The 532-nt window shown below is 63.0% G+C and carries 1 protein-coding gene; it reads right to left on the bottom strand.

All coding sequences use genetic code 11. From position 1 onward, the window contains the following. Positions 1-532 (bottom strand): condensation domain-containing protein (locus ACFQUU_RS29485; RefSeq protein WP_382252204.1); only part of this gene is annotated, 532 nt, incomplete at both ends.

The raw sequence follows: 532 nt of genomic DNA, 5'->3' as shown, positions 1-532 counted from the left end.
GGCGGCAGTGGATCTTGCTTGCCGCTGCTGAAGGCGTTGTACAGCGCGCTGAATTCGTTGATCAGCACGCCCTGCGACCAGCCGTCCGAGACGATGTGGTGCATCGTCACCAGCAATACATGCTCGTCGTCGGCCAGCCGGATCAGGCAACCACGCACCAGCGGTCCAACGGCCAGGTCAAACGGTGCTGCGGCCTCTTCGCCGGTCAGCCGTTCCAGTTCTTCTTCGGCAGCTGTGTGATTGCGCAGGTCGTGTTCCTGCAGCGCAAAGCCGCAGTGCGCATCGGCAATGTGTTGCACCGGAACGCCATCGGCTAGCACGAAGGTGGTGCGCAGCGATTCATGACGTGCCACGATGCGGTCCAGCGCCTGACGCAGCGCCTGATGGTTCAGCACACCACCCAGGCGCAGGCCCATCGGCATGTGATACGCCTGACTCACCCCTTGCATCTGCGACAGGAACCACAGCCGCTGCTGCGCATACGACAAGGGCAGCGGCTCTTCCCGCGACACTACCGTAATGGCAGGCAGGT

The sequence above is a fragment of the Herbaspirillum sp. GCM10030257 genome (assembly GCF_042666555.1).
Classification (GTDB): domain Bacteria; phylum Pseudomonadota; class Gammaproteobacteria; order Burkholderiales; family Burkholderiaceae_D; genus Noviherbaspirillum.
This window is presented reverse-complemented; position numbering and strand designations above follow the sequence as displayed.